This window comes from Pseudomonas sp. 203-8 (genome assembly GCF_020708595.1).
Lineage (GTDB): Bacteria > Pseudomonadota > Gammaproteobacteria > Pseudomonadales > Pseudomonadaceae > Pseudomonas > Pseudomonas aeruginosa.
In genome coordinates this window covers 62,530-85,589 of the sequence record NZ_JAJFDF010000011.1, presented here as the reverse complement: position 1 = coordinate 85,589, position 23,060 = coordinate 62,530, and the positions used below count along the sequence as shown (strand labels likewise).

Annotated in this window: 22 protein-coding genes; 6 read left to right on the top strand and 16 right to left on the bottom strand. The window is 67.3% G+C overall.

The genetic code is table 11. The annotated features are described in order from the left end of the window. The first annotated feature begins 13 nt into the window (after positions 1 to 13). The 5 genes from LJF27_RS25005 (at position 14) to LJF27_RS24985 (ending at position 5,482) form a co-directional block, all read left to right on the top strand. Positions 14 to 1,081, top strand: a complete 1,068-nt coding sequence (locus LJF27_RS25005) for an acyl-CoA dehydrogenase family protein (RefSeq protein WP_003117847.1) — start codon at positions 14 to 16, stop codon at positions 1,079 to 1,081. Continuing rightward, the gene (locus LJF27_RS25000; RefSeq protein ID WP_003115101.1) at positions 1,078 to 1,914 is read left to right on the top strand and encodes an ABC transporter ATP-binding protein; all 837 of its coding nucleotides are present in this window, start codon (positions 1,078 to 1,080) and stop codon (positions 1,912 to 1,914) included. Before LJF27_RS25005 ends, LJF27_RS25000 begins: the two co-directional genes overlap by 4 nt. After that, positions 1,880 to 3,079 carry an ABC transporter substrate-binding protein gene (locus tag LJF27_RS24995; RefSeq protein ID WP_003107732.1) on the top strand — a complete coding sequence of 400 codons (1,200 nt, stop codon included), beginning with the start codon at positions 1,880 to 1,882 and terminating at the stop codon, positions 3,077 to 3,079. Before LJF27_RS25000 ends, LJF27_RS24995 begins: the two co-directional genes overlap by 35 nt. Then, a complete protein-coding gene (locus LJF27_RS24990) occupies positions 3,076 to 3,840 on the top strand; it encodes an ABC transporter permease (RefSeq protein ID WP_003107734.1) in 765 nt (254 codons plus the stop codon). Before LJF27_RS24995 ends, LJF27_RS24990 begins: the two co-directional genes overlap by 4 nt. A 232-nt stretch (positions 3,841 to 4,072) precedes the next feature. Further along, a complete protein-coding gene (locus tag LJF27_RS24985) occupies positions 4,073 to 5,482 on the top strand; it encodes an LLM class flavin-dependent oxidoreductase (protein WP_003107490.1) in 1,410 nt (469 codons plus the stop codon). 59 nt (positions 5,483 to 5,541) lie between these two features. Here the strand turns inward: LJF27_RS24985 and LJF27_RS24980 are convergent, their stop codons facing one another. From LJF27_RS24980 to LJF27_RS24955, 6 genes are all read right to left on the bottom strand, one after another. Continuing rightward, the gene (locus tag LJF27_RS24980) at positions 5,542 to 6,777 is read right to left on the bottom strand and encodes an SfnB family sulfur acquisition oxidoreductase (RefSeq protein ID WP_003107493.1); all 1,236 of its coding nucleotides are present in this window, start codon (positions 6,775 to 6,777) and stop codon (positions 5,542 to 5,544) included. Between the two features lie 30 nt (positions 6,778 to 6,807). Beyond that, on the bottom strand, positions 6,808 to 8,067 hold the full coding sequence (locus tag LJF27_RS24975; RefSeq protein WP_003117845.1) for an acyl-CoA dehydrogenase family protein: 1,260 nt from the start codon (positions 8,065 to 8,067) through the stop codon (positions 6,808 to 6,810). Positions 8,068 to 8,284: 217 nt separating this feature from the next. Next, positions 8,285 to 9,910, bottom strand: a complete 1,626-nt coding sequence (locus LJF27_RS24970; RefSeq protein ID WP_003117844.1) for an NADP-dependent glyceraldehyde-3-phosphate dehydrogenase — start codon at positions 9,908 to 9,910, stop codon at positions 8,285 to 8,287. Positions 9,911 to 10,073: 163 nt separating this feature from the next. Beyond that, the gene (locus LJF27_RS24965; RefSeq protein ID WP_003089416.1) at positions 10,074 to 10,217 is read right to left on the bottom strand and encodes a hypothetical protein; all 144 of its coding nucleotides are present in this window, start codon (positions 10,215 to 10,217) and stop codon (positions 10,074 to 10,076) included. Between the two features lie 25 nt (positions 10,218 to 10,242). Beyond that, positions 10,243 to 11,595, bottom strand: coding sequence for a GntP family permease (locus LJF27_RS24960; protein ID WP_003107128.1), 1,353 nt, complete (start codon positions 11,593 to 11,595; stop codon positions 10,243 to 10,245). Between the two features lie 96 nt (positions 11,596 to 11,691). Beyond that, positions 11,692 to 12,213 (bottom strand): gluconokinase, GntK/IdnK-type, encoded by a 522-nt coding sequence (locus tag LJF27_RS24955; RefSeq protein ID WP_003107130.1) that lies wholly within the window; start codon positions 12,211 to 12,213, stop codon positions 11,692 to 11,694. Positions 12,214 to 12,407: 194 nt separating this feature from the next. Between LJF27_RS24955 and gntR the strand changes: the two genes are divergently transcribed. Further along, the gene (gntR, locus tag LJF27_RS24950) at positions 12,408 to 13,439 is read left to right on the top strand and encodes a LacI family DNA-binding transcriptional regulator GntR (protein WP_003107131.1); all 1,032 of its coding nucleotides are present in this window, start codon (positions 12,408 to 12,410) and stop codon (positions 13,437 to 13,439) included. An 834-nt stretch (positions 13,440 to 14,273) separates the two neighbouring features. Here the strand turns inward: gntR and LJF27_RS24945 are convergent. The 10 genes from LJF27_RS24945 to LJF27_RS24900 all read right to left on the bottom strand — a co-directional run bounded on the left by LJF27_RS24945 (position 14,274) and on the right by LJF27_RS24900 (position 23,059). After that, complete coding sequence (locus LJF27_RS24945; RefSeq protein ID WP_003121473.1) at positions 14,274 to 14,498, bottom strand: DUF7364 domain-containing protein; 225 nt, start codon at positions 14,496 to 14,498, stop codon at positions 14,274 to 14,276. Between the two features lie 73 nt (positions 14,499 to 14,571). After that, positions 14,572 to 14,859, bottom strand: coding sequence for a hypothetical protein (locus LJF27_RS24940; protein ID WP_016068576.1), 288 nt, complete (start codon positions 14,857 to 14,859; stop codon positions 14,572 to 14,574). Then, positions 14,856 to 16,007, bottom strand: a complete 1,152-nt coding sequence (locus LJF27_RS24935; RefSeq protein WP_147719730.1) for a hypothetical protein — start codon at positions 16,005 to 16,007, stop codon at positions 14,856 to 14,858. The genes LJF27_RS24940 and LJF27_RS24935 overlap by 4 nt, the downstream gene beginning before the upstream one ends. Beyond that, on the bottom strand, positions 16,004 to 18,211 hold the full coding sequence (locus LJF27_RS24930) for a phage tail protein (protein ID WP_147719729.1): 2,208 nt from the start codon (positions 18,209 to 18,211) through the stop codon (positions 16,004 to 16,006). The genes LJF27_RS24935 and LJF27_RS24930 overlap by 4 nt, the downstream gene beginning before the upstream one ends. Then, complete coding sequence (locus tag LJF27_RS24925) at positions 18,201 to 18,419, bottom strand: hypothetical protein (RefSeq protein WP_003117240.1); 219 nt, start codon at positions 18,417 to 18,419, stop codon at positions 18,201 to 18,203. The genes LJF27_RS24930 and LJF27_RS24925 overlap by 11 nt, the downstream gene beginning before the upstream one ends. Beyond that, on the bottom strand, positions 18,416 to 18,655 hold the full coding sequence (locus LJF27_RS24920) for a hypothetical protein (RefSeq protein ID WP_003094581.1): 240 nt from the start codon (positions 18,653 to 18,655) through the stop codon (positions 18,416 to 18,418). The genes LJF27_RS24925 and LJF27_RS24920 overlap by 4 nt, the downstream gene beginning before the upstream one ends. An 8-nt stretch (positions 18,656 to 18,663) precedes the next feature. After that, positions 18,664 to 19,485 (bottom strand): phage BR0599 family protein, encoded by an 822-nt coding sequence (locus LJF27_RS24915; protein ID WP_023126635.1) that lies wholly within the window; start codon positions 19,483 to 19,485, stop codon positions 18,664 to 18,666. Continuing rightward, positions 19,475 to 21,178 (bottom strand): hypothetical protein, encoded by a 1,704-nt coding sequence (locus LJF27_RS24910; protein WP_229601892.1) that lies wholly within the window; start codon positions 21,176 to 21,178, stop codon positions 19,475 to 19,477. The genes LJF27_RS24915 and LJF27_RS24910 overlap by 11 nt, the downstream gene beginning before the upstream one ends. Further along, complete coding sequence (locus LJF27_RS24905) at positions 21,178 to 22,101, bottom strand: hypothetical protein (protein WP_229601891.1); 924 nt, start codon at positions 22,099 to 22,101, stop codon at positions 21,178 to 21,180. The genes LJF27_RS24910 and LJF27_RS24905 overlap by 1 nt, the downstream gene beginning before the upstream one ends. A 1-nt stretch (position 22,102) precedes the next feature. Next, entirely contained in the window at positions 22,103 to 23,059 is a 957-nt protein-coding gene (locus LJF27_RS24900) for a hypothetical protein (RefSeq protein ID WP_147719725.1), read from the bottom strand. Between the last annotated feature and the right edge of the window lies 1 nt (position 23,060).

Sequence of the window (23,060 nt, the reverse complement as noted above, 5' to 3'; positions counted from 1 at the left end):
AGGAGTGACGACCATGCTTGACCCGACCCTGAGCGACTGGCTCGACCGCCAGGCCGACGCCCTCGACCGCGGCGACGCCGATCCCGCCGCGCTGCTGCCGCGCCTGGCCGCCGCCGGCGTGCTCGGCGTGGCGGTGGAGGAACGCCTCGGCGGCGCCGGCGGCACGCTCGCCGACGCGGTGGAGCGGGTGGCCGCAGTGGCGGCGCGCTCGCTGACCGCGGCGTTCGTCTTCTGGGGCCAGCGCGCCTTCATCGAGTACCTGTTGCAGAGTCCCAACCAGGAACTGCGCCAACGCCTGCTCGGCGACCTGCTGGCCGGCCGCCTGGCCGGCGCCACCGGGCTGTCCAACGCGATGAAGTTCCTCTCCGGGATCGAGGCGCTGCAGGTGGTGGCGCACGCGGAGGAGGCCGGCTGGCGCCTGGACGGTCGCCTGCCGTGGGTGACCAACCTGCGCAGCGGCGATTTCGTGGTGGCGGCGGCGATCGAACACGGGGAGGGCGGCAAGCCCTTCGTCCTGGCGATTCCCGAAGGACTCGCCGGCTTGCAGCGCTCGGCGGACCTGCGCCTGCTCGGCCTGCAATGCAGCAACACCGCCGCCCTCGATCTGCGCGCGGTGGCGGTCGGGCGCGACTGGCTGTTGCACGACGACGCCCGGCAGTTCCTGCCACGGGTGCGCCCGGCCTTCCTCGGCCTGCAATGCGGCATGGCCATCGGCCTGGCGCGCCGCGCACTGGACGAAGTGCAGCGGCACCTGGGCGGCAGTCGTTCGCTGCTGGATGGCGAGCTGGCGGCACAGCGCGAAACCCTCGACGGACACGTGGCGGCGCTGCACGCCGGACTGGCCAGCGGCGAGTTCGCCAGCCAGCCGGCACGCCTGTTCCGCATCCGCATCGGGCTCGCCGAAGCCGCCGCCAATGCCGTGCAACTGGAGTTGCAGGCCAGCGGCGGCAAGGCCTACCTGAGCGAGCACGGCGCCGGTTTCGCCCGCCGCTGGCGCGAGTCGGCGTTCGTCCCGATCGTTACGCCGAGCCTGGTGCAACTGCGCGCCGAACTGCAACGCCAGGCCGAGGCCAAGGCATGAGCGAGGCGCTCCTCGACGCTCGCGGGATCGCCCTCGGCTATCCGCGCGGTGCCGGCTGGCAGGCGGTGCTCGGCGATTTCGAATTGCGCCTGGGCGCCGGCGAGGTGGTCTCGATCCTCGGTCCCAGCGGCGTCGGCAAGTCCAGCCTGCTGCGCGTGCTGGCCGGCCTGCAGGAGCCGGCCGCCGGCAGCGTGCGGGTACTCGGCGAGCCCCTGCGCGGACCGCATCCGGGCGTCGCGGTGGCGTTCCAGGACCCCAGCCTGCTGCCCTGGCTGAACCTGGAGAAGAACGTCGCCTTCGGCCTCGATTTCGCCCGCCAGCCGCACCTCGACGCGGCCACCCGCCAGGCCCGCGTCGACCAGGCGATCGCCGCGGTCGGCCTGGAGCACGCCCGTGCCCGCTACCCGGCGCAACTCTCCGGCGGCATGGCCCAGCGCACCGCGCTGGCCCGCTGCCTGGCGCGGCAGCCGAAGGTGCTGCTGCTCGACGAACCTTTCGGCGCGCTGGACGAAGTGACCCGCGCCGACATGCAGCAGCTGCTGCTGCGGGCGATCCACGAGCGCGGCACCGCCGTGGTCCTGATCACCCACGATATCGACGAGGCCCTGCTGCTCTCCGAACGCATCCTGCTACTGGGTGACAGCCCGGCGCGGACCCTCGGCGAGTGGCGCATCGACCTGCCGCAGCCACGCGCGGAGCTGGTCGAGGAACTGGGCGCGTTGCGCATCGAGATCCTGAAAACCCTACGGCGGGCGAGCCGCACCCATGCCCATCCCATCGCTCAGCCGGAGGCCTCCCATGTGCCTGGACGACCCGACCCATTCCCGACGTGACATCCTCAAGCTCGCCGCGCTGCTCAGCGCTGCCGGCGCGTTGCCGCTGCTGAGCAGCCTGCAGGCGCGTGCCGCCGCCGAACCCGACGCGCCGGTGCGCATCGGCTACCTGCCGATCACCGACGCCACGCCCTTGCTGGTGGCCCATGCCAACGGCCTGTTCGAGGCCGAGGGCATCCAGGCCGAACGGCCGGTGCTGTTGCGTAGCTGGGCGCAGGTGATCGAGGCGTTCATCTCCGGCCAGGTCAACGTCATCCACCTGCTGTCGCCGATGACCGTCTGGGCCCGCTACGGCAGCAAGGTGCCGGCCAAGGTGGTGGCCTGGAACCACGTCGGCGGCTCGGGGCTCACGGTGGCTCCGGAGATCGCCGACGTGCGCCAGCTCGGCGGCAAGAGCGTGGCGATCCCGTTCTGGTACTCGATCCACAACGTGGTGTTGCAGCAACTGCTGCGCGACAACGGCCTGCGCGCGGTGAGCCGTGCGGTGGGCGCGGCGCTGGCCGCCGACGAGGTCAACCTGGTGGTGCTGCCGCCTTCGGACATGCCACCGGCGCTGGCCAGCAAGCGCATCCACGGCTACATCGTCGCCGAGCCGTTCAACGCCCTGGCGGAGAACCTCAAGGTCGGCCGGGTACAGCGCTTCACCGGCGATGTCTGGCGCAACCACGCCTGCTGCGTGGTGTTCATGCACGAACACGACCTGGAGCGGCGGCCGCAGTGGTCGCAAAAGGTGGTCAACGCCATCGTCAAGGCCCAGCTATGGACTCGCGAGCACCGCGCCGAGGCCGCACAGTTGCTGTCCAAGGCCGGAGCCAACCGCTATACGCCGCACGCACCGGAGGTCCTCGGCCGGGTGCTGGCGCCGGGCGCCGAGGAGCAGCAGGCCTATCTCGCCAGCGGCGCGATCCGCCACGCCGACTGGCAGGAGCGGCGCATCGACTTCCAGCCCTATCCCTATCCGAGCTATACCGAGGAACTGGTGCGGCGGCTGAAGGACACCCTGATCGAAGGCAATAATGCCTTCCTCGCCAGCCTCGATCCGCGCCAGGTGGCCAGTGACCTGGTGGACGACCGCTTCGTCCGCCAGGCCCTGGCAGAGGTCGGCGGGTTGCAGGCGTTCGGCCTCGCCGAGGGCTTCCAGCGCAGCGAGGAGATCAGCCCGTGAGGCAGACGCTGCGCCAGGGCGCGCTAGGCGTCGCCGGGCTGTTGACGCTGTTCGCCCTGTGGTGGCTCGGCGTGGCCCTGTTCGGCGCCGCCGACGGCCTTTCGGCACGCTTCTCGCCGCAGGCGACGTTGCTCAGCCTGGGTGAACTGCTGGAACGCCGCGAACTCTACGAGCACGTGCTGGTGAGCCTGAAACGGGTCCTGCTGGGCTTGTTCCTGGCGCTGCTGGTGGGAGTGCCGCTGGGGCTGCTGGTGGGCGCCTCGCGCAACCTGGAAGCGGCGACCACTCCGGCGTTCCAGTTCCTGCGGATGATCTCGCCGCTGTCGTGGATGCCCATCGCGGTGATGCTGATGGGCGTGGGCGACCAGCCGATCTATTTCCTGCTGGCCTTCGCCGCGCTCTGGCCGATCCTGCTGAATACCGCCGCCGGCGTGCGCCAGCTCGACCCGCGCTGGCTGCAACTGAGCCGCAGCCTCGCCGCCACGCCCTGGGAAACCCTGCGCCGGGTGATCCTGCCGGGCATCCTCGGCCATGTGCTGACCGGCGTGCGCCTGGCCATCGGCATCCTCTGGATCGTCCTGGTGCCCTGCGAGATGCTTGGCGTCAGCGCCGGGCTCGGCTACTACATCCTCGACACCCGCGACCGCCTGGCGTACTCCGAGCTGATGGCGATGGTGCTGCTGATCGGCCTGCTCGGCTACCTGCTCGACGCGGCGGCGCGCGGACTCTACCGGCGCTGGGCGCACGGGGCGCTCGGGTAGGACGAGGTACCGGTGCGCTGGCGGATAGCGCCGGGGCGCTATTCGCCCTACGGGGTTCGGGGCTCGGGGCTCGGGTGGGGCGGGCGAATGTGTTGATCCACCAACACTTGCCCAGCAGTTGCGCCCGCACAGCGACAGGGGCTTGCCACCTAGGCCTTGTCCGGCGCGGCCCCGCGGCCCGGCACGGGCTGTGCACGGGGTGCCGGATGCACAGGCAAGCCAAGGAGTCCCCATGCCGCGCGAAATCCGTCTCAACGCCTTCGAAATGAACTGTGTCGGCCACCAGTCGCCCGGCCTCTGGGCGCATCCGCGCGACCGCTCCTCGCAGTACAAGGACCTGGAGTACTGGACCGACCTGGCGCGGTTGCTCGAACGCGGCCGTTTCGACGGACTGTTCATCGCCGACGTGCTGGGCATCTACGATGTGCTCGACGGCAATGGCGACGCGGCGATCCGCCAGGCCGCCCAGGTACCGGTGAACGACCCGCTGGCGCTGATCACGCCGATGGCCGCGGTGACTCGCCACCTGGGCTTCGGCCTGACCGCCTCGCTGTCCTTCGAGCATCCCTATCCCTTCGCCCGCCGACTCTCGACCCTGGACCACCTGACCAAGGGCCGGATCGGCTGGAACGTAGTGACCTCCTACCTGGAAAGCGGCGCGCGCAACCTCGGTCAGCAGGCCCAGCTCGACCACGACCGCCGCTACGACTATGCCGACGAATACCTACAGGTGCTCTACAAGCTCTTCGAAGGCAGTTGGGAGGACGGCGCGGTGCTCCGCGACCGTCGCCGAAGGATCTTCAGCGACCCGGGCAAGATTCACGAGATCCGCCATGTCGGCGAGCACTTCCAGGTACCCGGCATCCATCTCTGCGAACCGTCGCCGCAGCGCACGCCGGTGCTCTACCAGGCCGGCGCGTCGAGTCGTGGCAAGCGCTTCGCCGCCGAGCACGCCGAGTGCGTGTTCGTCGCCGCGCCATCGAAGACCGTGCTCAAGCAGGCGGTCGCCGACATCCGCCAGCGCGTCGCCGAGGCCGGCCGCGATCCGCGCAAGGTACTGGTGTTCAACCTGCAGACGGTGGTGCTGGGCGAAACCGACGCCAAGGCCAGGGCCAAGTTCGACGAATACCGCGCCTTCGTCAGCTACGAAGGGGCCCTGGCGCTGATCTCCGGCTGGACCGGGATCGACTTCGGCCAGTATCGGCCGGATCAGGTGCTGCGGCACATCCACACCAACGCGATCCAATCGGCGGTGGAAGCGTTTTCCAGCGCCGATCCGACGCGCACCTGGACGGTCCGCGAGCTGGCCGACTGGGTCGGTATCGGCGGCTTCGGCCCGCTGTTCGTCGGCAGCCCGGCGACCGTCGCCGACCTGTTGCAGGAGTGGGTGGAGGACACCGACGTGGATGGCTTCAACCTGGCCTATGCGCTGGCCCACGAAACCTTCAGCGACGTGGTCGAATTGCTGGTGCCGGAGTTGCAGAAGCGCGGGGTGTACAAGACCGAATATGCGCCGGGGACTCTGCGCGAGAAGTTGTTCGGCGACGGCCCGCGTCTGCCGGATTCCCATCCGGCGGCCGGCTATCGCGACCTGCGGGCGCTCTGGGAGAAGGAGGCCGGGCGCAACGCGCTGCCGGCCTGACCTGGGCGGACGGCGGATGACGCCGGTGGCGATATCCGCCCCAGGGCCCGGGACGGCTCCTAGAGCCAGGCGTGCCGCGGTGGCTTCACCCCATTCAACTGGTAGTTGCCGATGGCATGGTATTTCCAGCGCACCGGGTCATGCAGGGTGTGGGTGCGGGCGTTGCGCCAGTGACGGTCGAGATTGAGTTCCTCCAGGGTCGAGCGCGTGCCGGCCAGTTCGAACAGCCGGTTGGCGGCGAGCAGGGCGGCTTCGGTGGTGAGCACCTTGGCCTCGGCCACCGCGATCGAGGCGGCGGCCACGCTCTCCTCGTCGGGGGCGGCGAGCGCCGCTTCGATGGCGTCGGCCGCCAGGTCGAGCACGGCTTCCGCGGCACGCACGCGGATGCGCAGGTCGCCGACCTGCTGGATGGTGTAGGGGTCTTCCCAGGCATGCTGCTGGTTGGCGTCTATCCATGGCCGCGCGTGGCGGCGCACCTGCTGCACGGTCTCGGCGAGGATGCCACGGGCGATGCCGGCGTCGATGGCGGCCTGGATGAACTGCGATACGGCGCCGGCGGCGGTGGGGCGGTCGAAGGCGCGGTGCACCGGGATGACGTGCTCGGCCGGCACCCGCACGTTGTCCAGGATGACGGTGCCGCTGGCGGTGGTGCGCTGGCCGAAGCCGGACCAGTCGTCGATCACCGTCAGCCCCGGCGCGTCGCGCGGGATGAACGCCAGGTGCGCGCGCTGCTCGGCGTCGAGGCCGACGGCCGGTACCCAGTGGGCGAGCAGGGCGCCGCTCGAATAGAACTTGCGGCCGTCGATGCGGAACCCGTCGCCATCCGCCAGCACTCGTGTCTGGAATTCGGCGACGGTACGGCTGTGGCGTTCGGAGAAGGCGTTGCCGAAGCGCACGCCGTCTAGCACCAGGCCGTAGAAGAAGCGTTTCTGCTCTTCGCTGCCGTCCAGGCGCAAATGGTCGAGCACCGCCAGGTGGTTCTGCGGTAACTGCGCCAGGGACGGGTCTACCGCGGCGATGGTCTTCAGTACTTCGGCCAGGGTCCGGTAGCCGACCTCGGCGCCGCCGTAGGCGCGCGGTACGCTGATGCCCCATAGGCCGCTCTGCGAGAAGGCTTCCAGTTCGGCCACCGGCAGCCGGCGCTGGCGGTCGCGCAGCGAGGCTTCCTCGGCGAACAGCCCGGCCAGTTCGCGGGCGACGCGGATCGCCTCGGCGTCGTCGGCGATGCGCCGGGCCGGGGTCCGTGGCAGCGGTTGCCGATAGGGATCGGCGGCGTTCTTTTCCAGTGCGCTCATGGCAACTCCTTGCGATGGGATGGGCGAGGTTCAGCGGGACGCCGTGGCCGGACCGCTGCCGATCTGCCAGACGTAGGGCGGCTCGCTGCCGTTGATCTCCCAGTCGCCGACGATCCGTTGCTTGTAGATCAGGGGATTGTGCGAGGCGGCGGTGCGCGCATTGCGCCAGTGGCGGTCGAGCTGCTTGCCGCGGCCGACGGCGGAAGCGCCGCTGGCGTCGAACAGCTCGCTGGTGGCCTGCAACACCAGTTCGGCGACGATCGCCTGGGCCTTGGCCGATTCGATCTCGGCGGCGATATTGGCCTCCTTCTCCGCCTGCGGGTCGCCTACGAAGCGCGCCAGGTAGGCGCGCTGGGCCGCTTCGGCGGCGCGCAGGGTGGCCGCCTCGGCGGCGTAGACGCGCGCGGCGATGCGCCCGACCACCTGCTGCACCTGGGGATCCTGGCTGACTCGCGGGGCATTGCCGTGGCTGTAGATACGGGTCCGCCCGCGCACCTCGGCGGCGACGTCGCGCAAGGCGGCGCGGCCGGTGCCGGCCAGCACCGCGAGCAGGACCAACTGGTAGAACGCGGTCTGGTACTTGAAGCGGCTGGCGAAGTCGATGAGGTTCTCTTCCTCCACCTCGGCGTCCTCGAACAGCGACGTGCCGCTGCCGGTGGTGCGCTGGCCGAAGCCGTCCCAGTCGTCGCTCTGGCGCACGCCGGGCTGGTCGGTGCGGATCGCCGCGATCACGTCGGCGCCGGTGTCGTCGCGCTGGGCATACAGATCGATCCAGTCGGAGAAGAGGCTGCCGGTGCTGTAGTACTTGCTGCCGTTCACCACCCAGCGACCGTCGTCCTTGCGCGAGACGCGGGTGAGCACTTCGCCCAGCCGTACCGAACCGACCTCGGTCCAGGCGCAGCCGACCAGGTCGCCCTCGACGAAGCGCCGCAGCCAACGGTCGCGGCCAGGGCCGGGCTCGGCATTGAGACGGTCCTCGACGAAGGCGAAGTGGCCGCGCAGGGCCTGGGTGATGTTGGAGTCGGCCTCGGCCAGTTCGATCAGCAACTGAACCAACTGCGGCAGCGAGGCGCCGGCGCCGCCGTGCTCGCGCGGCACGCGCACGGCGCCGAAGCCGGCCTGCTTGAGCCAGGCGATCGCCTCGTGGGGCAGTTCGCGTTGCCGTTCGCGCTCGACGGCGCCTTCGGCGATGCGCGCGAAGATCGGTCGGAAACGCTGGGCGAGCAGTTCGTAGTCGGCGCCTTCGGAGAGACTGGCGGCGGTGGCTTCGGGATGGACGCGGGCGTTCATGCGGACTCCTGGTAGGCAGCGGGGCCGTCCGGTCGACGGCTACCCTGGAGTCCGGGCCGTTGCACAGCCTGTGCCGACCCGCGCAGGCCACTGGTTGCGCGGGTTCGCGCGAGCAGGAGGTGTTGCCGGGGCGGCAGCCTGTTGCGCGGCTGCTGCCTGGCGGACAGTGGGTGAGGTGGCGGCAGGTCCCTCTCCCGGCGGGAGAGGGACAGGCGCTTCAGAAGATGTAGTCGGTGGTGAGGAAGTTCGACGCGCGGTTGCGGATGATCTCGCTGACCAGGGTCTTGTTCGCCTCGGTGTCGCGGGTCGCCACCAGGGTGCGGATGGAGAACACCCGCAGCGCGTCATGGACCGACAGGGTGCCTTCCGCCGAATTCTTCCGGCCGTTGAACGGGTAGCTGTCCGGGCCGCGCTGGCACTGGGCGTTGACGTTGATCCGGCCGACCTGGTTGGCGAAGGCGTCGACCAGCCGGCCGATCTGCGCCGGGTCGTTGCCGAACAGGCTCAACTGCTGGCCGTAGTCGGAGCGCAGGACGTAGTCGATCACCTCGTCCAGCTCGCGATAGGGCACCACCGGCACCAGCGGACCGAACTGCTCCTCGTGGTAGAGGCGCATGTCCGGGCTCACCGGACTCAGCAGAGCGGGGTAGAAGAAACTTTGCCGATGCTCGCCGCCGCCCGCATTGACCACTCGTGCGCCCTTGGCCAGGGCGTCGTTCAGCAGGCCTTCGAGGTAGTCGACCTTGCCCGGCTCCGGCAGCGGCGTCAGCGCCACTCCCGGTTCCCACGGCATGCCCGGCTTGAGGCTGGCCAGGCGCGCGCTGAACTTGTCGAGGAACGGTCGCAGCACGCTTTCGTGGACGAACAGGATCTTCAGCGCGGTGCAGCGCTGGCCGTTGAAGGACAGCGCGCCGGTGACCGCCTCGTTCACCGCGTTGTCCAGGTCGACCTGCGGCAGGACGATACCCGGGTTCTTCGCGTCCAGGCCGAGGGCGGCGCGCAGGCGGTGCGGGCGGGGGTGCAGCTTCTTCAGGTCGCTGGCGCCGGAATGGGTGCCGATGAAGGCGAACACGTCGACCTTGCCGCTGGCCATCAGCGCCGACACGGTTTCCCGGCCGCGCCCGTAGATGACGTTGATCACTCCTGGCGGGAAGCTGTCGCGGAAGGCTTCCAGCAACGGGCGGATCAGCAGCACGCCGAACTTGGCCGGCTTGAACACCACCGTATTGCCCATGATCAGCGCCGGGATCAGGGTGGTGAAGGTTTCGTTCAGCGGGTAGTTGTACGGCCCCATGCACAGCGCCACGCCCAGCGGAACCCGGCGGATCTGGCCGAGGGTGCCCTGTTCCAGTTCGAAACGGCTGGAGCGGCGGTCGAGTTCCTTCAGCGCTTCGATGGTATCGACGATGTAGTCGCAGGTGCGGTCGAACTCTTTCTCGGAGTCCTTGAGGTTCTTGCCGATTTCCCACATCAGCAGCTTGACCACCGCCTCGCGTTGCTCGCGCATCCGCGCCAGGAAGCGTTCGACGTGCTGGATGCGCTCGGCCACCCGCAGGTTCGGCCACAGGCCCTGGCCGTGGTCGTAGGCCCGCACCGCGGCGTCGAGCGCGGCGAGCGCCGCGTCGGCGTCGAGCAGCGGGGTGCTGCCGAGGATCACCTGGCGCTCGCCGTCGGCCTCGGCGAGGAATACCGGGCTGCGTACCGGCGCCAGCGGGCCGTCCCAATGTCGCAGTTGGCCGTCGACCAGGTAGTCGCGCTGCTCGATGGGGGCGTCGGGGCGGTACTGCTCGGGAATGGCGTCGAGGCTGGGAAACAGCGAATCGAGGTGGAGCGGGGCGGTCATGGCGGGTCCTCGAATGACGTGGATGAAAGGCGTGGGACTGTTGTAGCGCGGTCTGGATCGAAGGTAAATCGTTTCAGCAGGAAAACCGTCGCGCCCTTGCCGGAAATCAGCCTTTGCTCCCGCTTCGTGGGGGGCGGGAGCAAAGGCATGGCGCCGGCTGGCTTCAGGCGTCGGCGGTAGGCTCTTCGCGGGGCCGCGCCGGCGGTGGCTCAAGCAGTTCCTGCTGCTCGGCATAGCGCTGGCGGATATCGAAGTCGCGCGGCCAGCGCGAGGCTTCGTGGTCGGGGCGTTGCATTGGTTCGGTCATGGCTGAGCTCCGGTCGGGCTGGTGCTCAGAGCACCAGCGACAGCAACAGGATGAAGACCAGGCCGACCACGGAGAGGATGGTCTCCATCGCGGTCCAGGTCTTGAAGGTCTCGCTGACGCTCATGTTGAAGTACTGCTTGACCAGCCAGAACCCGGCGTCGTTGACATGGGAGAGGATCAGCGAGCCGGCGCCGGTGGCGAGCACCAGCAACTCGCGGTTGACGCCGGGAATCAGGTCGATCACCGGCACCACGATGCCGGCCCCGGTGATGGTGGCGACGGTGGCCGAGCCGGTGGCGATGCGGATCACCGCGGCCACCAGCCAGGCCAGCAGGATCGGCGAGATCTGCGCGTTCACCGCGAGATGGCCGATGACGTCGCCGACCCCGCTGGCCACCAGCATCTGCTTGAAGCCGCCGCCGGCGCCGATGATCATCACGATGGCGGCGGTCGGTGCCAGGCTCTGGTCGAGCAGCCTGAGGATCTTCTTCGAGTCGAAGCCACGGGCGTAGCCGAAGGTATAGAGCGCCACCAGCAGGGCCAGGAGCAGGGCGCTGATCGGATGGCCGATCATGTCCATCCAGGCGCGGAACGCGTGGCCATCGGGGAAGGCGACGTCGGCGAAGGTCTTCAGCAGCATCAGGAACACCGGCAGCAGCACGGTCGCCAGGGTCACGCCGAAGCTGGGCAGGTCCTGGGTCTCGGGCTCGTGGGCGATCTGCTCGACCAGTTCCGCCGATGGCGTGCCGGGTATGTAGCGCGAGACCAGCGCGCCGAACAGCGGGCCGGCGATGGCGGCGGTGGGCAGGGCGACGATCAGGCCGTAGAGGATGGTCTTGCCGATGTCGGCGCCGAACACGCCGATCGCCAGCAGCGGGCCGGGATGCGGCGGCACCAGACCGTGCACCGCGGAAAGGCCGGCGAGCAACGGGATGCCGATCTTGATCAGGGACACGCCGCTGCGCCGGGCGACGATGAACACCAGCGGGATCAGCAGGATGAAGCCGATCTCGAAGAACAGCGGGATGCCCACCAGGAACGCGGCGAGCATCATCGACCAGTGCACCCGCTCCTTGCCGAAGGCGCGGATCAGGGTGCGGGCGATCTGGTCGGCGCCGCCGGAATCGGCCATCAGCTTGCCGAGCATGGTGCCCAGGGCGAGGATCACGCCGACGAAGCCGAGCACGCCGCCGAAGCCGTCCTGGAAGGATTTGACGATCTTCTCCACCGGCATCCCCGAGGTCAGGCCGAGGAAGCCGGCGGCGATGATCAGGGCGATGAAGGGATGCACCTTGAAGCGGGTGATCAGCACGATCAGGCCGATGATGGTCACCAGGGCGTCGAGGAGCAGGTAGGCATCGTGTGACATGCCGAACATGGAGGGCTCTCCTTTTGTCGTTGTTCTACCGGAGTTGCTGTTTCATTGAAGCGCTTTTTCGGGGTAGCGCTATCTTTGTCGGACAAGCGAAAGACTTCAGGCGGCGGCGTGCTCCAGCCACCAGGCGTGGGCGGCCTGCGCCAGGCATTCCACCGGCAGGGTGGCGTCCAGGCGCAGGGTCAGGGGTTCGTCGAGCGGCGGCTCGAGGGCGGCGAACTGGCTGTCGATCAGGGTCGCCGGCATGAAGTGGCCGGGGCGCTGGGCGACGCGCTCGGCGGCGACCGCCGGGGTCAGTTCCAGGTAGACGATGCCGAGGCCGGGCACCGCGCGGCGCAATCGGTCGCGGTAGGCGCGCTTGAGGGCGGAACAGGTCAGTACCGGCAGCTTGCCGGCGGCCACCGCCTGGCGCAGCTGCTCGGCGAGGGTGTCCAGCCAGCCGGCGCGGTCGTCGTCGGTGAGGGGGATGCCGGCGCTCATCTTGCGGATGTTGGCGGCGGGATGGAAGCTGTCGCCTTCGATGCCGTGGGCGCCGCTGCGCTGGCAGAGGGCCTGGCTGACGCTGGACTTGCCGCAACCGGCGACACCCATGATGACCAGGGCTTGGAGGGGTGGATGCATGGAACACCTCAAGCGTGAGACAGCGCTGTCTTTGCGACCTGGAAAAAATCGCGCGAGCCTGGCTCCGCCTTCTTGTCGTTGTGGTCTGTCGAATCCCGCGCGGGCAGTGGCGGACAGGCCGCCTCAGGCGATTGCCCAGGTCGCGAGACAGCGCTACCTTAGTGCCTGGAATTTTGTTTGGCAAGCAGGCCACGATGAGCATCACCAAGAACGACAAGAACACGCGAACCACCGGACGTCCCACCCTCAACGAAGTCGCGCGCCGCGCCGGGGTCAGCCCGATCACCGCGTCGCGCGCGTTGCGCGGCGTCGCCAGCGTCGCCGAAGAACTGGCGCAGAAGGTCCGCGACGCCGCCCGCGAACTCGGCTACGTGGCCAACCCCGCGGCGCGCGCGCTGGCCTCGGCGCAAAGCCACAGCGTGGCGGTGCTGGTGCCGTCGCTGGCCAACCTGCTGTTCATCGAGACCCTCGAGGCGATCCACGCGGTACTGCGGCCGCAGGGCCTGGAAGTGCTGATCGGCAACTTCCACTACTCGCGCAACGAGGAAGAGGACCTGATCCGCAACTACCTGGCCTACCAGCCACGCGGCCTGCTGCTGACCGGCTTCGAGCGCACCGAGAGCGCCCGGCGGATGATCGAGGCCAGCGGCATTCCCTGCGTGTACATGATGGACCTGGACTCCGGCTCCGGGCTCAATTGCGTCGGCTTCTCCCAGTTGCGCGCCGGCGAGGCCGCCGCCGAGCACCTGCTGGCACGCGGCCGCAGGCGCCTGGCCTACATCGGCGCCCAGCTCGACCAGCGCACCCTGCTGCGCGGCGAGGGGTTCCGCCGCGCCTTGCAAAAGGCCGGCTGCTACGACCCGGGGCTGGAAATCCTTACGCCGCGGCCGTCCTCGGTGGCCCTCGGCGGCGAACTCTTCGTGCAGTTGCTGGCCAGCCAGCCGCAGGTCGACGGGGTGTTCTTCTGCAACGACGACCTGGCCCAGGGCGCGCTGCTGGAGGCCCTGCGCCGTGGGGTCAAGGTGCCGGAACAGATCGCCGTGCTCGGTTTCAACGACCTGCCGGGTTCGGACTGCACGGTCCCGCGCCTGAGCAGCATCCGCACCCCGCGCGAAGCCATCGGCCGGCGCGCGGCGGAGCAGTTGCTGGCGCTGATCGCCGGCAAGGAGGTGCGCGATAGCGCGCTGGACATGGGGTTCGAGCTGATGGCGCGGGAGAGCACCTGAACCCGCGGCCCGACGGTGCGGCCGTTCAGGGACATGTCGAGGGCTGGGCAGCGCCGCCGGGCGTAACGGCTTGCCGGGTAGGGCGGATAGCGCCGCAGGCGCTATCCGCCGTTACGCCGGGTTTCACGGCGGATAACCGCGAGCGGTTATTCGCCCTACGGGGGCGTGTCGAGGGCTGGGCAGCGCCGCCGGGCGTAACGGCTTGTCGGGTAGGGCGAATAGCGCCGCAGGCGCTATCCGCCGTTACGCCGGGTTTCACGGCGGATAACCGCGAGCGGTTATTCGCCCTACGGGGGCGTGTCGAGGGCTGGGTAGCGCCTCCGGGCGGAACGGCTTGCCGGTAGGGCGAATAGCGCCGCAGGCGCTATCCGCCGTTACGCCGGGTTCCACGGCGGATAACCGCGAGCGGTTATTCGCCCTACGGGACATGTCGAGGGCTGGGTAGCGCCGCCGGGCGGAACGGCTCGCCGGGTAGGGCGAATAGCGCCGTAGGCGCTATGCGCCGTTACGCCGGGTTTCACGGCGGATAACCGCGAGCGGTTATTCGCCCTACGGGGACATGTCGAGGGTTGGGCAGCGTCGCCGGGCGTAACGGCTTGCCGGTAGGGCGAATAGCGCCGCAGGCGCTATCCGCCGTTACGCCGGATTTCACGGCGGATAACCGCGAGCGGTTATTCGCCCTACGGGGGCGTGTCGAGGGTTGGGCAGCGCCGCAGGCGCACGCCTTGCGTAACGGCTCGCCGTCTCTGTAGCGCGGCGCGAAATTTGGCGCGAATTTGCGCAATAAATGACGCGCCTTAGCCGTTTCGTGTGTGGCAAAAGAATTTCAAAAGATCAGCACAGGACGACTATGTCGCCATCGGCCACCCGCTCAGACAGAGCTGTCAGCTTGCCGATGCCCTCCCGCAGGAATCGGCTGAGCTGCTCGATGCACTCGCGCTGGTCCTTAGTAAGGCTGAACTCAGCCTCCATGCTTTCCATGAGATCAAGGCAGCACTGGTTGAGAAAACCCACTTCCAGTAGTTCAGCCCGCAACCTTTGCCTCAATACCTCGTCCATCCCACCATTCCCATCTACTACGCGACATCAGACCGTCGGAACGTGGCAAAAACGAGAACGCCATCACAACTACCTATTCAGGTAGTGGATAGCGCTCTTTGATCGCCTGGACGGCTGCGACCCATGCCGCCAGGTCCGGCTCGGTGCCAGCGGCGATGGCGTCAAACTCGGCCTCCAGGCGCAGCGGGTCGGACTCCGCGCGATAGGCCTGGCGGCGAAGCTCCTGGACCTCTGCGAGGAGGTCGTCGGGATGGAACGCCAGGTCGCCGACCGGGACGCCAGCGAGTGCGGCGGCCTCGTCCAGCGTGCCATCCCATTCCGCGAAGAACTCGCCTTTCAGTAGAACTCGTTTCATGGTCATGCACTCTGTGAGTTGACGGTTGCAATGGGCGCGAAGTGGATTCCGGGGTCAACTAGCCCCCCGAAGAAAGCGGGACACGCCATAGCCGCAACCCCGCCTAGAGTCATGTAGAAGTACGGAAAACCGTTGTCGTACCCTTGCGCGGATCGCTTCGAAAGACGGACATGCTTCCACCCATCAGCGGGGGTTAGTACCTGCCCTGGTAGTACGGGTTCGCCGTTTAGCCATATCCGGTAATCTGTCGTCGGAACCCCCGCCGGCATGAAATGGAGCGATCCGGTTTCAGCGCGCACCCACATCACCGCCGTACTCCATCCATCGGCGATGAACAGCGCTCGCGATACGTTGGTCATTTGAAGATAGCGGGTAGTCCCGTCGAGCCCAGAGGAACCCGTTGTCGCGTTCGGCCCTGCTGTCACCAGGGCGGTATAGAACTCCACCCCGTAGCGGGCAAGGCTACCGCTCGGCCGTCCCATCGCCACTAGCAAATCTTGGACGCGCTGGTTGATGTTGCCCGCCGTCCCTCCGTTTGTGGTGTTGTCGTAAATATACTTCCCGCCGTCCGTAATCGTCGCCCCGTTCCACGGCGAGAGGAACGTGCTGGAAAACGACCCGGTGAAGCGCAGAATCAGCGGATTGATGATGCCGGCGAATCGTCCGCTGTCGGGCATCAGATTGAGAAACGGCATGCCGTTCAGGTCTGCCACGGCAGCGGTCCCAAGCTTGCCCCATGACCCGTTGTTGCGTGCGTAGTTGCTGCCGTCGCTCGGCGCGTCCGACATACCGCCCACCAGTTCCGTCCAGCCATCGGCCCCGAACTCATACGTCTTGACCTGGCCGCTCGGCGTCGTCTCGTTTGCGACCTGCACCCGCCAGCCCAGCCGTGGCGGCATGTACTCCCAAATTGCCGTGGTGGCGCCCGTTGCCCACCAGCGGGCCAGGCGGTTCTGGTTCGCCCCGGCCCCGGTGAAGATGTAAGTGTCGCCCTCGACCTGGCCGCTGGTCGGGAGCGCGGCGACGCGCCCCTTGACGACCGGTTGGCGCAGGAAGTCATCCCAGCGCAACATGCGGATCAGTTCGCTGTAATGCCCCTCACCGGGTGCGCCGTTGATCAGTAGGCCAGTGTTCGGCCCCATCGTCAGGCTCATGCGGAAACGCCTCCTAGTTCCTCGCCGAGGCGGAAGCCCAGGCCGTGTCGTTCGATGGTGATGTCGTGTTGCTGCCAGGATTGGATGCCGTCGCGGACGCTGCGCAGGACCAGGCGCACGTCCTGGAGCGGGCCGTCAGCGACGTCTTCGGCCAGCGGATAGGACCAGTTACTGGATGTGAGGCCGGCATAGGTGCGCTTTAGCGTCGTGCCGCTGTAGACCTGGAGCGTCACCGTCGCCCCATCTTCGGGCCCGATGTTGCCGACCGTGGTATCGATCAACTGGTCGGCCTGGCCGATCCGGTCGCGCTTCGCCCAGCTCACCGACAGCGCCCCGTAGACTTTCGTTGGGTACGCGCTGCCGTTGATGCGGAACTGGCCTGGCGGATACGGCTTGCCCTGGCGCCCGGTCAGGGTGAGGCTGTCGGTGGCAGCCAGCGCCGGGGCCAGTTGGCCCTCGCTGGTGTTCGTCAGCAGCCGGGCCTGGAGCGTCACGCCCTGGCTGTATACCGTTTCGTCCACCGCTTCGAACGTGTCGTAGAACCAGACCCGAGCCCCGGCCAAGTGCTTGGCCGGCACGGTATCGGCGCAGCCGCGCGCCAGGGTGACGGTGCCACTGGCATAGTTGACCGCATCGACCCGGACTATCTCGTCGTCCACCACAGCGGCCTGGCCGACAGTGACGTCCTCCAGCCGGGTGGCGTTGGTCAGCGTGACCACGTTCGGCCCGGCCGCCAGCGGCAGCTCGGCGGCGAGTAGCCCGGTCGGGCACCAGTCGCCGGTTCCGCGATCCACGAACGCGCCAGAACTGCCGACGCGGTCGGTCAAGGTGTAGCTCTGCGACAAGCTTGTCGGCGCCTCGGCCAGCGCAGCGAGGTAGGATGCGGACACGTCCAGGAGCTGGAGATTCGCCGGATCGATCACGCCGGCCAGTTCGCGATATGGCGCCTCGATCAGTCGGCGCACAGTGATCGCCCGAGGCGTCCGGTCGGGCGGAATCCAGCCCGGTGGCGGTGGCGCCACGCCGGTTGTCGCCGGCAGATTAAACTGGTCCTGGACGACGGTCAGGGTGATCTTGCCGTCGCCGAGGAAGTTGTCCTCGATCCGGCCGACCCTGACGACGGTTTCGGGGATGCCGCGCCGGGTCGAACGGATGCGAAACGGCTGGCCTGGGTTCAGGCTACGGGCGCGGCGGTCGAATACGCCTTTATAGCGCTTCAGGCCGGTTGTCTTCAGACGCATTTCCCGCTCACCGACTCGCCCGGCCAGCTCGCCAGTCGGCACGCCCAGGAACTCGACTTCCTCGGACGACCGCCGCCCCTGCGACGCGGCGACCGCGTTGTTGTTGACGATGACTTGGCGCTGCGCACCGTCAGTCTGGTCGATGTACTTCACGATAAGCTGGCTCGGCGCGAGCGACGTAGAGCCGGTCTTCTCCTGGGTGATCTCCAGGAGGCCGCTGTCTTCGTCGAACAGCGGCAGGTCAGCAACGTTGTAGTCGTCACGCAGGAGCCGGATGCTGATCTGCCCAGTCTGGCGGTTCGGGTAGACCTCGGCTCCGATATGCGATTTCACCGTCTCGCAGAAGTTGGCGAACGTGTCGGACCTGGTCCATTCAAAGCACAGCCCGAAACCCTCGGCATACAGCTTGTCGGCAGCGGCCCGCCAGCTCGCCTCGTCCATCCGCGTGCGGGCCAGCCCCCGGAAGTCCCGGCCGGTGTAGACGAGATAGAGGATATGCGCCGGGTTCATCGCTTTGATCTGACCGTCCGCGAGCCAGATAAATTGCTTTTCGGGATACCAGGGGTTGCCGTCCCACAGGCGGTTGCCGCCTCGGCGCAGAATCTCCCAGGTCTTCGGGTAGGGGTTCATGGCGGTGACCAGGCCGGAATAGAAGCACGTGGTGACGCCCCGGAACGCCGGTACCAGGCCGCCGAGCATCGCCGCCAGGCGCGGCAGGACGCCCTGGTCCTCCTCGCCAAACAGCACGTCAAGCGTTCCGTCGAGCCCGCCTTCGCCCTTCTTCCCGCCGAAGAGGTCCGGCGCATTGATGCGAACCTGGCCGTTACTGGTGATCGAGCCCTTCCATGCGGTCTTGCCGCTCGCCCGGATTGCACAGACCTCGTCGATCTTCTTACCCAGGGCGAAATGGATGTCAAAAAAGTACTCGAACCCGACCGTCTGTGCCTTCGGTTTAGCGCCCATCGGCTACCTCCTGGCATGCGTGCTCAACCAGCTTGAGCGCGAGCGCGTCGCCGGTCGCGACTAGCACGTCGGCCTCGATGCCGTCCCGTAGGAACGCCATCCAATCCAGGCCATGGCGCTTGAAGAAGTCCCGCGCCTGCCGGTGGCAGTAGCCCTGCCGAGTGGTCCAGGTCGGCACGGTATGCAGGTGCTGAGCCGTAACGATCATTTCTTGCTCCCTTTGGTCTTGATCGCCTTCGTTCTGTAGTTGCCCACGGTCAGCACCATCCAGCTCTTCGACCAGCACTGACCGAAGACGGCGACCTGTTCGTCACCCTCGTCGCAGCGCGGGAAATCGATGTCTTCAAAGGCGGTCGGCTTGGGCTTCTGCGGCTTCGGCGCCAAGACCTTGGATAGGATGAACGACGCCGCCAGGATGACGAGATTGATTGTGATCGGGTCCATGGCCTACCTCACCAGACCTGGTCGCCATCGAATGGCGACTTGCCTTGCATCGCGTTAAACCCCCTGAAGTTGGGGAGGTTGCTGAATTTGTCGTCGCAGGTCTGCGCGAGCCCGTCGCAACCTGGATAAACCCGCAGTTGGCCACCTGCCGGAATGCCCTCGGTGCCGCCCAGGATGTAAAGATCGGGTCCGGCGTGCCGCTCGATGTAGCGGCTATCGTAGTTGTCGCCGTCCACTTGCCACTCGACGTAGCCCCCGGTAAACCAGCCATCGACATAGCCGGCGACCACGCCGCTGGAGATCACCCAGCCGCTGATGCTCTGCGGCGTCAGCGTCACGCGATACGGAACGAGGTTGACCTTGCAGCGATGGTCGCCAACGACTGCCGTGCAGGTGCGGCAGTAGGTGTCGATCAAGCCGGGCTGGTCCATCAGTTCGTCTTCTGACACGCACGTTATGCGGCAGCTATCCACGGTCGGCCAGTCCACATCACCAATCTGGCCCACCCAGGAAACCGCTGCCTCGGTGTCGCCGTAGTGCATGTCGTAGACGACCAGGTCGATGGCACCGCTCGGCGACCGGGACTTGTACAGCAGCGCGACGTCGAGGTCGGCCGGCGCGGTGATGACGAACTGGTCGGACTGCGGATCGCCGGAACAGATGATCCCGTTGTCAGTGATGCCGCCCGGCACGGTGCGGAAAATCTGGTTTTGATAAGTGATGTCCCGGTCGCTGCTGTTGTAGCTCCAGCGGATGGCTCCACGGCTGAACTGGTACAGCCGCACCGGCTGCCCATCCGCGAGCGAGCTTTCGCGGCTGTTAAAACTCATCGTCACGAACCCCTTTGAACGTCAGGGCGGCAGTTGCGACGCCCTCGCTATCAGTGACGTGCTCAATCTCGACCACATCGGTGGCGGCGCTACAGAGCGCCATGAAACAGATGCGCGCTACATCGGTCGGCTCGACCAGGCGGCCCAGGGCGGCGTCGATGGCCAGGCGCTCGGTGTCGGCGTCCAACTCGGTGCTGGTGAGGATGCGGCGGTGATAGACCGTGCCGTCGTACAGCTCGATGCGGATGTCGCGACGGCCCGGCCGGCCGTTGGCGAAACGGGCATAGCCGATATTGCGCACGTCCAGCGCGGTGGCCAGCTGGGACACGGTTCCGACAAGCGTCAGGTCGTCGGCGTGGGTCGGCACCCAAAGCGCCTTCTGCTGGCCGCGTAGCGCATAGACCAGGCTGCGGAACGCCGACCGCTCGGCTCGGCCCATGCCGATCCACCGATGGCCGATGACGGGCAGCGCCGTGCTGGCGACGTCGGTGACGCGGGGAATGGCGCTGCCGTTGTCGAGGGTGGACAGCAGGCGCTGATAGCTGGAGGTGAGGTCTTCGCTTTCGTCCGGGCGCTGCTCCAGCACTGGCCGACCCCTGTAGGTCGTCGCCGGCATTACCTCGGGCCAGGCGCTGGGCTCCATTATCAGGAACGACACCCGCGCAGACTGCGCGGTATCGGTCAGCCGGGTCAGCGTGGGCTGTTCGGTCAGCTGCGCGGTGCGTACCGGGTACAGTCGCGAGCCAGTTACCCAGGTGGCCTGGACGGGGCGGACCAGGTCCAAGCCGCTGGCGGTCACCGTCTTGACCTCGACGACCTCATAAGTAAAAGCGTCCTCACCGCGCAGCATCGCTAGACCGCCGTCGCGGAAGTCGAGGCCGGCCGTGTCGCACGGAATGCCCAGCGACCCGGCCGCCAGCGGCTGGTGGAGCAGCTGGATATCAGGCCAGATCGGCAGCGCCCAAATGCGCGCGCCCCAGCCGAACAGCGTCATGTCCAGCAGCTGCCGCTCGCGATCCACCGCGTACATGTTCGCTTCGAACTCTCGGCGCGGCGCCAGGCGCATGGCTCGGCGCTGGGTCACGGCCGATTCGCTTTGCAGGATATTTGTCGATGCGCTCAGGCGTTCGACGATGCTGTCGCCCCAGTCCGGTGCGAACGTCCAGGCGATGATGCGATTGCCAGTGATGACCAGGACCAGGTCCGGCTCGCCCTGGAGTCTCCAGACGATCCGCGCATTGACGACGGGCGGGCCGTCCGTGCCAATGCTGACGGTCCAGGTGCGTTCCTCCAGGGCGGCGAAACCCAGCGGCGGCGACGCCTGGCCAGACAGCGTGATGCCGTCTGCGGCTTCGCGGTCGATTGCGGTCAGCGTGCGCGGACTGAAATATGCGTTCCAGACTGATGCCGGTCGTATCTGGGTGCTGACGACGTTGCCCAGTTCCATTGCGGTCGGAATCAACCAGAGGCGGTTGTAGTAGTTCTCTTCCAGAGCGCTTTGGTGGACAGCCTGGTAGGTCGAATGGATCACCTCTACCGGCTGATGCGCCCCATAGGCGCCGGCCCAGGTCGAGGCCGCGACCGCTGCAAGGCTGATGTCCTGGTTCAGCTCCAGGGCGTCGATATTCGGCGTGATGCCAGCAACGATCCCCTCCACAGGCTTCGGCACCTGGAACCCCGGAAACGTCGCCATCACTCGACCACCCGGAAGCAATAGCCGACCCAGGCGCTGGTGCTGTCGAAGTCGGTAGCGGTTCCGCGTTGGAGCAACGGATAGACGCGCCAAGTGTCGCTACCGACGACAAGCGGATCACCAGGCGCGAGGAAGGCCATGTTGCATATGCCAAAGTCCGGCACTTCGCCCACGTAGCGCGAGCGCTGCTGAGCGCCGAACGCATAGATGGCGCACGGCACAGTGGTGGTCGAGCTGTTCAGCTCGTTTGCGCTGGCGTCGATCAGTCCGACGTCAGGATGGTACTGACTTCTGTAGTTTCCACGGCCTGGCCCGATGACCCGCCGGGGGATGTTCGTCGTGTAGTCGAATGGCAGCCAGTCGGGCGAGGGGCCGCCATCCAGGCCATCCACACGCAGTACGCAACCACCGTCGCTATAGCGAACGTGATAGCCGTCGAACGGATGACAGGACCAGTTCGATGTCAGCATCTGGCCCGCCTGATAGATTACGGAGCCGCATACGTACTGGCCGCCGCTGTATTCGACTCCGCGCTTGTTGAGCGAGCCAATCATCACCGGCCGGAACTGACCGGCCGCAATCTCGACGTGCAGGTGCAGATAGGCCGCCGTGGCAAACAGGTGGTAGCGCGTGAACGGCCCACCGCTCAGCTGTGCGACGGTCGGTCCCTTCGACGAATAAGGGTTGTTCTGCACCGAGTTACCGGGCTGCGCGTTCCACGCCAGGCTGTTATCGAACCCCGTATTGCCCGCCATCTGGAACTGATTGGCTCCGGCATTGAATGACCAGTACCCATCAGCGTTGTGACAAAGCCATTCCGATGCCGAGGCGCGGTCGGTGACCCAGCCGAGCGATTCGGCGTGAACGCGCAGTTTGCCCAGCAGGTCGGATGGGTTGTTCGCAGTACCGGTGAAATACGCCATGTCAGTCCTTTCTGATTGCGTAGAGCCAGGGGTTGCCCGAGCGCCAGGCGGTTTGGAAAACAACGTGGTCCACTCCGTCCTCGACAATCACGTCCTCGGCGCCGGAGTTGAGCGTTGGCACGTAGAAAGCGCCGTCGAAGTCGCCCAGGTTTCGGCGACCCTCGGTTTCGCGGGTGACGAACGACAGCGCCTTGAGCGGGAACTTCCCGAATGAATCCCGCAGTTGTTTGACCACGGTGTCACTGCTGCCCGCATAACGGCCGCAGCCCAGCGGGAGGAGCGTCCGATTGTTGTAGTCGGACTCGTTGGCAGCCCCTCCGTCTACAGTGAAACCGAGCCAGCGCCCGGCGGGATCGCGGAGATAGCAGCTTCGCTCGTAGGGGCTGCTGATGCCTCGGTGCCGGTCACTCACATCGGACCAGCGCACAGCGACGTCCCCGCGATACGACCCGACTACAGCGAGTGGGTACGGGTACTGCGACGGTGGACAGGGTGGCAGGATGAAGCCTGCGCCGGCCGACTCGTAGATCGTCGAGACTTTCACGACGACCCAGAAGCGTCGGCCGCTGGCGAAGAACCAGTACGGCATGGGCTGGTTCCAGGCCAGTAGTTGCACCCGCGGACTGTAGTTGGCGAACGCGGTCCAGTAGTCGCCACCGGGCGGGATCGCTCCAGGATTGAACGCCGTGCCGCCCATCAGGCGCAGGTTGTAGTAGTCCAGGGCGGTATCGCCGTAGCTCTGAATCCCCATGTAGATGCTATCGGTGCCGCCCAGGCCTGGGGCGCGCAGTGTCACCTGGCGCACGGCGATGGCCGTGCCGGACGCGGGGATGGTGTTGTCGAAAACCTTCTCGTAGGCCTGGCCAGCCGCGACCAGGTCGGGGCTGGCAGTGAGGAACTGGACGAGGCGCTCGACAAGGTCAGCATGGTTCGTGGCGGTGCCGAATTCGGTGGCCATG